The sequence below is a fragment of the Pseudomonas sp. genome, assembly GCF_050739655.1.
Lineage (GTDB): Bacteria > Pseudomonadota > Gammaproteobacteria > Pseudomonadales > Pseudomonadaceae > Aquipseudomonas.
The window spans coordinates 1-1725 of record NZ_JBOIBY010000737.1 but is presented as its reverse complement, the minus strand read 5'-3'; the positions used below and the strand labels follow the sequence as shown (position 1 = coordinate 1725).

Annotated in this window: 1 protein-coding gene and 1 pseudogene; one reads left to right on the top strand and one right to left on the bottom strand. The window is 60.2% G+C overall.

What is annotated here, in order from left to right:
* Nucleotides 1-451: pseudogene (locus ACRESJ_RS34655) on the bottom strand (DEAD/DEAH box helicase); the annotation flags it as partial.
* Between the two features lie 386 nt (nt 452-837).
* On the opposite strand from ACRESJ_RS34655, the gene ACRESJ_RS34650 reads away from it, so the two are divergent.
* On the top strand, nt 838-1629 hold the full coding sequence (locus tag ACRESJ_RS34650) for a crotonase/enoyl-CoA hydratase family protein (RefSeq protein ID WP_431761911.1): 792 nt from the start codon (nt 838-840) through the stop codon (nt 1627-1629).
* The last annotated feature ends 96 nt before the right edge of the window (nt 1630-1725 follow it).

The window sequence follows — 1725 nt, the reverse complement described above, 5'->3', positions numbered from 1 at the left end:
GTGGTCGCACAGACGGCCCGGAGTGGCGACAACGATCTGTGCGCCGTTACGGATTGCTTTCAGTTGTGGGCCCATAGGCGCGCCGCCGTAAACGGCCACAACGGTAACGCCCGGCATTTGCTTGGCGTAGGTTTCGAAAGCGGTTGCTACTTGCAGCGCCAACTCACGGGTTGGCGCCAGGATCAGGGCTTGCGGCTCGCGCTTGGCAGGATCGATGCAGTGCAGGATTGGCAGGGCGAACGCGGCGGTTTTACCGGTACCGGTTTGCGCTTGGCCAATCATGTCTTGGCCGGCCATGATGATCGGGATCGATTGCTGCTGAATAGCCGAAGGTTCTTCGTAGCCAGTCGCGATGACGGCAGCAAGAATGTTCGGGTTAAGATTAAAAGCGGCGAAGCCGCCGGTTTCCTGGGTCATGGGTCTGCCTCTAAGTGCATCCGCAAAGACCCATGCTCCAAAGCTGCGCGTGCCGTGTTGAGACTCAAGAGTCGCCCTGGCAGCTTTGTCGGCGGGGATTTGCGAAAACGAATGAATGAAAAGAATCGTCAAGGAAGAGTCCGCAGGACGGACATGCAACCGAAGTTGACTTCGGCGAATTGCGCTACCTAAACGCGGCCCGGCTAAAGGCCGGCGCGCACTATACCGGAATTTGCCGGAAAAGGGAGCTTTTTTTAACGCAAAACTCCCGCGTACGGCGTTCTGTCACAGGCTTTGCGGATAATCGTGCCAGCGACTATTTTTCAAAGGCCCGGCGCTGCGGGCGATGGCGCTAAAACGGTTCACCCAGATGACCCCGACCGCCGGTCCGACCTCCCTTCCCGCCCGAGGAAATGCACCATGAAAGAGCCCAACACCAGTCGCGTGAGCCGTGAAAAACGCGGTCATGTCCTGTTGATCGGTCTGGACCGGGTCGCCAAACGCAACGCCTTCGATCTCGACCTGCTCAACGGCTTGAGCCTGGCTTACGGTGAGTTCGAAGCCGACAACGATGCACGGGTGGCGGTGGTCTTTGGTCATGGCGAGCATTTTACCGCCGGGCTGGATCTGGCGAGCGCCAGTGAGGCGCTGGTCGAAGGCTGGCAGGCGCCGCCCGGTGGTTGCGATCCTTGGGGCGTGTTTGCCGGTCCCAGGGTCAGCAAGCCGGTGATAGTCGCGGCGCAAGGTTATTGCCTGACCATCGGCATCGAGTTGATGCTGGCCGCGGATATCAACCTGTGCGCCAGCAACACACGCTTCGCGCAGATGGAAGTGCAACGCGGGATCTTTCCTTTCGGTGGCGCCACCTTGCGTCTGCATCAGGTGGCCGGTTGGGGCAATGCCATGCGCTGGATGCTGACAGGTGATGAATTCGATGCCCACGACGCCTTGCACCTGGGACTGGTGCAGGAGGTGATGGCCAGTGAGGATTTGCTGCCGAGGGCGGTTGAGCTGGCCGAACGCATCGCCCGGCAGGCGCCGCTGGGTGTTCAGGCGACGTTGATGTCGGCGCGACAAGCGCGCTACGAAGGGGAAACCGTTGCCGCGCAAGGGTTGCAGGCGCTGGCGAAGAAGTTGTTGACCACCGAGGATGCCCGGGAGGGTGTGAGGTCGTTGGTTGAGAGGCGACCTGGCGTCTTCAAAGGAATCTGAACCTGGCGGCGGTCATGACAACGCCTTCGCGGGCAAGCCCGCTCCCACAGAAATCGAGTCGTTCACAAATTTTGAGTATTACTCGAACCCTGTGGG

Bases quoted from the DNA above. Each gene is read 5' to 3' on its own strand.
- ACRESJ_RS34650 (WP_431761911.1), top strand. From the start codon at position 838: ATGAAAGAGCCCAACACCAGTCGCGTGAGCCGTGAAAAACGCGGTCAT.